Genomic DNA, 7395 nt, shown 5'->3' with positions numbered 1-7395 from the left:
TTTCATTTTTGTAAAAAGTATTTAGCTTAGATAAAATGTAAGCCTTGCAATAGCAAGGCGAAGAATCCATTAAATTCAAGGTATTTCTTAATAACTTCGCAAATTCTTGGCTTCTCTTAGAATGACAAAAGTATGGTTGTTATATTTAGACGTAGCCAAAATATATCACAGTCCTTTGTCATATTAAGCTTTGCGAAATATCTCTTTTTGAATTAAGAGTTTCTTCGCTTTTTGCAAAAGCTCAGTATGACAATGTGAGACTTGAGATGCTTATCACACGCTTGGTATGACAAAAAAGGGTTTGAGCTTTTTCGCTCAGTATGGCAAGGATTTTGTCATTCTAAGCGAAGCAACTCAGCAGGGCTTTTAGGCGTAGCCCAAGCAAAAAAATCTCTTTGCTTGTCATTTTGAGCTTTCGTAGAAAGCGAAAAATCTCTACTTATATTTTGAGCGTAGCAACTCAGCAGAGCTTTTAGGCGTAGCCCAAGCAAAAAATATCTCTTTTTGAATTACGAGTTTCTTCGCTTTTTGCAAAAGCTCAGTATGACAAAAAAGGGCTTGAGATACTTCGCACGAAGCCTCAGTATGACAATGTGAGACTTGAGATGCTTATCACACGCTTGGTATGACAAAAAAGGGTTTGAGCTTTTTCGCTCAGTATGGCAAGGATTTTGTCATTCTAAGCGAAGCAACTCAGCAGGACTTTTAGGCGTAGCCCAAGCAAAAAAATCTCTTTGCTTGTCATTTTGAGCTTTCGTAGAAAGCGAAAAATCTCTACTTATATTCTAAGCGTAGCGACTCAGCAGGGCTTTTAGGCGTAGCCCAAGCAAAAAAATATCTTTTTGAATTAAGAGTTTCTTTGCTTTTTGCAAAAGCTCAGTATGACAAAGGTGGGCTTGAGATACTTCGCTTTTTGCAAAAGCTCAGTATGACAAAGGGGGGTTTGAGATACTTCGCTTTTTGCAAAAGCTCAGTATGACAAAAAAGGGCTTGAGATACTTCGCACGAAGCCTCAGTATGACAATGTGAGACTTGAGATACTTATCACACGCTTGGTATGACAAAAAAGGGTTTGAGCTTTTTCGCTCAGTATGGCAAGTAATTTGTCATTCTAAGCGTAGCGACTCAGCAGGACTTTTAGGCGTAGCCCAAGCAAAAAAATCTCTTTTTGAATTACGAGTTTCTTTGCTTTTTGCGAAAACTCAGTATGACAAAAAAGGGCTTGAGATACTTCGCTTTTTGCGAAAACTCAGTATGACAATGTGAGGCTTGAGATGCTTTGCTTTTTACAAAAGCTCAGTATGACAAAGTGGAGCAAAGATTCTTTGTCGCACTATGCTAGTTTTTGTTAATGCTTTTTGCTTTATTATGAAAAACTTGGCAAGCTTGTATGGGTTAAAATTTTTATGCTAAAAGATTTTGTTTTGAATTTTTGGTCAAAATTATGTTTTTGAATTTATGCACAAAGTTCTAGCCTTAAATTCACAAAGTCTTTAAATTCAAAGCCAAAAAGGAATAATAATGTTCTATCTCAGTGAAAAAACCCTAAAATTAGCCCCTTATTTTTTGCAAGGAGCTATTTTTATGCCCCTAAGGCAGTTTTTTAGCAAATTTAAGCCCAAAAAATCTAATGCTCACTCAAACTATCTTATCATCGCTGCTGTTTATAATGTAGAAAAATACCTTGATGATTTTTTCACCTCCATCATCAAACAAAGGCTTGATTTCAAACAAAACATAAAACTTATCTGTGTTGATGATGGAAGCACGGATAGCTCGGCTAAGATTATAAAAGCTTACGCGGCTAGGTTTCCAAAAAATATTATTTATCTACACAAGGAAAACGCAGGACTTGCAAGTGCTAGGAATTTCGGCTTAGCCTATCTTAAAAAAGAGCCTCAGCTCAATGCGAAATGGCTAAGCTTTGTGGATAGTGATGATTTTTTACACAGGGATTATTTTTATGAGATAGATAGCTTTTTAAATAGGCAAAAAGATGATTTGGCAATGATTAGCTGCAATATGATCTTTTATAGAGAAAAAAGGCTGATTCGCTACAAGGACACTCACTCTTTAAATTACCGCTTTAAAAACAAAGAAACAATCTTAGAAATAAAAAATTTAAATCATTTCATCCAGCTTTCAGTAAATAGCATCTTAATCAAATGCTCAAGCCTTCCCTCAATGCTAAAATTTGACGAGCTTGCTGCTGTTGAGGATGCACCCTTTGTAAATGAGTTTTTGCTTGCTAATTTAAATCAAAAAGCAGCTTTTTTGAAAAATGCCCTTTATTTTTACAGAAAAAGAGCGGATAAAAGCTCAATTATGGATAATTTTAGCACCCACAAGGCCTTTTTAAATATGCCAAAAATTCCCCTCTCCCTCCTCAAACAAAGCCAACTTCCTTTCATACAAAACATAGCCTTGTTTTATCTTTTTTGGCAGCTTAAAGACTGTATCAATGTTTCAAGGATTAAGGCTCTTAGTAAGGATGAGCAAGCTGAGTATCTTTCTTTGCTTGAGCAAAATTTTGCCTATATTAAGGCTCAAAACATAGAGGAGTTTAAATTCACGGGATTTGATTATTTTTACAAGCTTGGCTTACTTTCTTGCTTTAAAAAAGCTCGTCCCTTAAAAGAACTCATCTTTATCAAAGAATTTGATGAAAAAAAAGATGAAATTTTGCTTTCTTTTTTTAGTATGGATGCAAAAGATGAGCTTAGCTTTTTCTTTGATGAGAAGCAAAGCCTTGCAAGTGCCATTAAGATAGCGCAGTATGATTTAATGGGTAGAATCTTTTGCTATGAAAAAAGAATTTGGCTTAAAGTGCCTCAACACTCAAAAAGCTTGAAAATTCTTGTAAATAACAAGCAAATTTTCATATCCTTTAAAAACAAAGAATTTGAAATTTTAAATGCAAGTTTGTTGAACGGTGAATTTACAAGGCTTAAAAAGAAAAGAAAAAAGAATGCCCCGCTTTGGCTAGTAGCTGACCGTTTAGACAGTGCCGATGATAACGGCGAGCATTTTTATAGGCATTTGATGAAAAAGCAGCAAAGGGCGTATTTTGTTTTAAGTAAGCACTCAAAAGACTATGCAAGGCTTAAAAAAGAGGGCTTTAAGCTTGTTTGTCCTAAGAGCTTTTATTTTGTGTATTTGCTTTTTCAAGCTGATAAAATCATCTCTTCACATCTTGATCGCTATCTTTACGGTGCCTTTGGTGCAAACACTCTTAAAACGAAGCATTTTATCTTTTTGCAACACGGCATAATAAAAAATGATATTTCAGCTTGGCTGAATTTAAGAAAAATAGACCTTTTCATTACTGCTACTCAAAATGAATATGATTCTATTGCTGGGGATTTTACCCATTATAAGCTCACACAAAAAGAAGTTCAGCTTACAGGTCTTGCAAGACACGATGCCTTGCTTACACCACAAATGCAAAAAAGGCAAATCCTTGTTATGCCTACTTGGAGAAGAAGCATTGTAGGCGAGTTTAGCAAAAAACTTGGCACAAGAAGGCTCAATAAAAACTTCACTCAAAGTGCTTTTTTCAAAGAATGGCAGGGCTTTTTTCAAAGTAAAGAACTAGAAAGAATTTGCAAGGAGTATGATTACAGCATAATCTTTAATCCCCACCCTGACATAAAGCCTTATATAAAGGACTTTAAGCTTCCTGTTTATATTAAAATCTTTAACAAAAAAAGCTTACAAGGACTGTTTAAAAGCTCAGCCTTGCTGATAACGGATTATTCAAGCGTGGCTTTTGAGATGGGCTATTTGTCAAAGCCTGTACTTTATTATCAATTTGACAAGAAAGATTTTTTTAAAAGCCAGTGGGAAAGAGGCTATTTTAGCTACAAAAAAGATGGCTTTGGTCCTGTAAAAAAGAACTTACAAGGTTTATTAAAAGAACTTGAATCCTTGCTTAAAAATGACTGTAAATTGCCAAAGTCTTATGAAGCAAATTTTACAAATACCTTTAAATTCAAAGACGGGCAGTGCCGCGAGAGGATTTATGAGGCTATTTTGGCACTTGATGAGAAATGATTTAAAAATTTTTAAATTTTTTCATTTTCACTTGACAAAAAGTAGCTCTTAGCCTGTATAATTTTAATTAAAAAAAGTGAGCAAAGAAAAATGGACTTTGAGTTTATGTATCGCTATGTGCCAACCTTTGTGAAAGCAGGCTTACTAACTTTGGAAATCTTTGCCTTGGGACTTTTGTTTGCACTTGTCATCGGCTTTTTGTGCATACTTTGCGAGTATTTCAAATTCACCCTTTTAAGCAAACTTTGCAAAGCCTACATAGAACTTTCACGCAATACCCCCTTGCTTATACAGCTTTTTTTCCTTTACTACGGACTAGGAAGGCTTGGAGTGAGCTTATCTAGCTTTGCTTGTGCTGTTGTGGGGCTTTCTTTTTTGGGCGGTTCTTATATGGCTGAGAGTTTGCGAGGGGGCATTGAAGCGGTGAAAAAACAGCAGTTTGAAGCAGGTCTTGCGCTTGGACTTACAAAATGGCAAAATCTTCGCTTTGTAATCTTGCCTCAAGCCTTTGGCATCGCTATGCCTAGCCTTTCGGCAAATACCATTTTTTTATTCAAAGAAACCTCAGTGGTTAGCATCATCGCCTTGCCTGATTTGGTGCAGACGATGACGAGCATAAATTCCATCACTTACAAGACAGATGAGCTTTTATTTATGCTCTTTATTAGCTATTTAATCATCATCTTGCCCCTATCCTTGCTTTTAAACAGCCTTGAAAAGAGGCTTTCTTATGTATGAGATTTTGTTAGAGCCTAATACTTGGCTAAGATTATTGCAAGGACTTTATATTACCCTTGAAATTTCAGTGATTGCCATACTTGTTTCTTCTGTGGGTGGGCTTTTTATGGGTGTTTTAATGAGCCTTAAAATCCCATTTATTTACGCCCTTTGCCGGCTTTGCCTTGAATTTGTGCGCGTTATGCCCTTGATTGTGTGGCTTTTTGTTATGTATTTTGGCTTGTCGCGCTGGTTTGGGCTGAATTTATCTGCTGTAAGTGCTAGCATAGTGGTATTTAGCATTTGGGGTGTTTTTGAGATGATGGATTTAGTCAGAGGTGCACTTTCTAGCATACCAAGGCATCAGTTTGAAACAGCGGCTAGTTTGGGGCTAAGATGGTGGCAGGTTTATCTTTATATTATTATTCCGCAAGCTACAAGGCGCCTTACTCCTTCAAGCATAAATTTACTCACTAGAATGATAAAAAGCACCACCTTTGCCTTTTTAATAGGAGCTGTCGAGCTTGTCAAGGTAGGACAGCAAATCATTGAGCTTCATCACAAAGAAGCCCTAGCACCCTTTGTGGTGTATGGGCTTATCTTTTTTATTTATTTTTTCTTGTGCTATCCACTTTCACAATTTTCCAAAAAATTAGAGCTAAAATGGAGCTAAGATGAGTATTTTAAAAATCGAAAATTTACATAAATTCTATGGCACAAATGAGGTTTTAAGGGGCATAAATTTAGAGGTGCAAAAAAGCGAGGTTGTGGTGATTTTAGGACCTAGTGGGTGTGGTAAATCCACACTACTTCGCTGCATAAATGGGCTTGAAAGCATTGCAAGTGGGGACATTTACATAGATAAAACAAAGATAGATAAGGATTTTAAGGATTGGACTAAAATTCGACAAAAGGTGGGTATGGTGTTTCAATCTTATGAGCTTTTTGAGCATCTAAGTGTGGAGGAAAATATAATTTTAGCACCTATGAAGGTGCAAAAGCGTCCAAAAGCTGAGGTTTTAAAAGAGGCGAAATTGTGGCTAGCAAAGGTAGGCTTAGAGCATAAAATTCAAGCCTATCCAAAAGAATTAAGCGGCGGACAAAAACAAAGAATTGCCATAGTTCGAAGCCTTTGTATGAACCCTGAGCTAATGCTTTTTGATGAGGTAACGGCTGCACTTGATCCTGAAATTGTCCGTGAGGTGCTTGATGTAATGCTAAATCTTGCCAAAGAGGGTATGACCATGCTCATCGTTACGCACGAGATGGGCTTTGCAAGGGCTGTGGCGGATAGAATTGTCTTTATGGACGAGGGACAAATAGTTGAAATCTCAAAGCCTCAAGATTTTTTCAGCTCTCCAAAAACCGACAGAGCAAAGAAGTTTTTAAATTTGTTTGATTTTTCGTAATTCTTGAATTTGTTGAGATTTTTGTCTTATCTTTGAATTTTTTCGATTTTTATCTTTAAACTTGTTTGAAATTTGAAGTTTTGTAAAAAACTCGAAGATCTAAGATAATTTTGTCATTTTGATTTAAAATATAGACTCAAGATACTCTAATAGGATTTTTTCTTATCAACTTTAATAAATTTTGATGAAAATATCGCCTTAAATTTTTTCGTCTTAACTCTGTTTATTTGAAATGAAGGATAAAATTTTCTTTTTTTATACCTCTAAATTTAGCAAGTCTAAATTTCGCAAACTTCTACTACGCAGTTACAAGAGGCTTAACGAAGTAAAAACATTCACAATTTCGTTTATGTGGTTATGCCCCTTTGCAAACTCGTTTTTGCTATGTTTTACTCGGCAATGATTTGCTCCTTCTTGCAAAGTTGCAAGACGAAACGAATCAAAAAATCAACTAAGCCTTCATAAGCTTTGAAGCTATCACTATAAATTTCACACTCGTTAAGCTCTGCAAAGTCCTAGGCAACAGCTCTTTGGCAGAGCAAATGCTTGAGCGTATAAATGTTAGCCTAGTGTTTTAGCCTTCCTTCTCGCAAAGGGACAAGAGGGGTAACGAAGTAAAAACACAGACGTTTTCTTGTCAGCCCCACACCCAAGCTTACCACGCACCCTTTTTGCACCTTCTGCTTACAGTTGCGAGTGTAAGGAAGCAAAAAATAACTCTCATCAACTTCAACCACTCATTTTCTAAAAAAACTTCGTTTTGCTGATTTTTTCACACTCTTTGGCTATCAAAAGCCTTATTTGATGCACAATTGCATTCACGCAAACACGAGAAATTTTGCAAATTTCGGCGATTTTTTGCCTTTAAATCAAGGCTTCTTGCAAAGTTGCAAGAGGCTTAACGAAGCAAAAAAATACTTCGTAATTCCTTAAATTTCTTTTGAGACAATTAAAGAATGAATCATATACTTGTTTTTCATCTAACTTTTTATACTTTAAAATGATCTTGTATCAAATTAAAGCATCTTGAGCCAAAATATATAAGTTGTTTGATTGTAAGCTAAGTTTTAAATTTTTTAGAATTATTTAAGGTTTGCATACGATCTTTATAAGAAAGTTTAAAAACTTACTTGAATTTTTGCTTTTTGCTAGGCAAAACCCCCAAACACCACACTAAACTGCTTGCAAGGCGTAGCCTAAGCAAAAATATCTCAAA

The 7395-nt window shown here is 35.7% G+C and carries 7 protein-coding genes; 5 read left to right on the top strand and 2 right to left on the bottom strand.

Going from position 1 to position 7395, the window contains the following annotated elements; all coding sequences use genetic code 11:
• Window positions 1-335: 335 nt before the first annotated feature.
• On the bottom strand, window positions 336-491 hold the full coding sequence (locus DMC01_RS13370) for a hypothetical protein (protein WP_185908770.1): 156 nt from the start codon (window positions 489-491) through the stop codon (window positions 336-338).
• 541 nt (window positions 492-1032) lie between these two features.
• On the opposite strand from DMC01_RS13370, the gene DMC01_RS05970 reads away from it, so the two are divergent.
• From DMC01_RS05970 to DMC01_RS05950, 5 genes are all read left to right on the top strand, one after another.
• Entirely contained in the window at window positions 1033-1266 is a 234-nt protein-coding gene (locus DMC01_RS05970) for a hypothetical protein (protein WP_142693361.1), read from the top strand.
• 255 nt (window positions 1267-1521) lie between these two features.
• Window positions 1522-4053 carry a CDP-glycerol glycerophosphotransferase family protein gene (locus DMC01_RS05965; protein ID WP_142693360.1) on the top strand — a complete coding sequence of 844 codons (2532 nt, stop codon included), beginning with the start codon at window positions 1522-1524 and terminating at the stop codon, window positions 4051-4053.
• Between the two features lie 90 nt (window positions 4054-4143).
• Window positions 4144-4791, top strand: a complete 648-nt coding sequence (locus DMC01_RS05960) for an amino acid ABC transporter permease (protein WP_142693359.1) — start codon at window positions 4144-4146, stop codon at window positions 4789-4791.
• Window positions 4784-5443 carry an amino acid ABC transporter permease gene (locus DMC01_RS05955; RefSeq protein WP_142693358.1) on the top strand — a complete coding sequence of 220 codons (660 nt, stop codon included), beginning with the start codon at window positions 4784-4786 and terminating at the stop codon, window positions 5441-5443. The genes DMC01_RS05960 and DMC01_RS05955 overlap by 8 nt, the downstream gene beginning before the upstream one ends.
• A gap of 1 nt (window position 5444) precedes the next feature.
• Entirely contained in the window at window positions 5445-6179 is a 735-nt protein-coding gene (locus tag DMC01_RS05950; RefSeq protein WP_142693357.1) for an amino acid ABC transporter ATP-binding protein, read from the top strand.
• A gap of 566 nt (window positions 6180-6745) precedes the next feature.
• Here the strand turns inward: DMC01_RS05950 and DMC01_RS13365 are convergent.
• The gene (locus tag DMC01_RS13365; protein ID WP_185908768.1) at window positions 6746-6916 is read right to left on the bottom strand and encodes a hypothetical protein; all 171 of its coding nucleotides are present in this window, start codon (window positions 6914-6916) and stop codon (window positions 6746-6748) included.
• Between the last annotated feature and the right edge of the window lie 479 nt (window positions 6917-7395).

It is taken from the genome of Campylobacter troglodytis (assembly GCF_006864425.1).
Classification (GTDB): Bacteria; Campylobacterota; Campylobacteria; order Campylobacterales; family Campylobacteraceae; genus Campylobacter_D; species Campylobacter_D troglodytis.
This window is presented reverse-complemented; position numbering and strand designations above follow the sequence as displayed.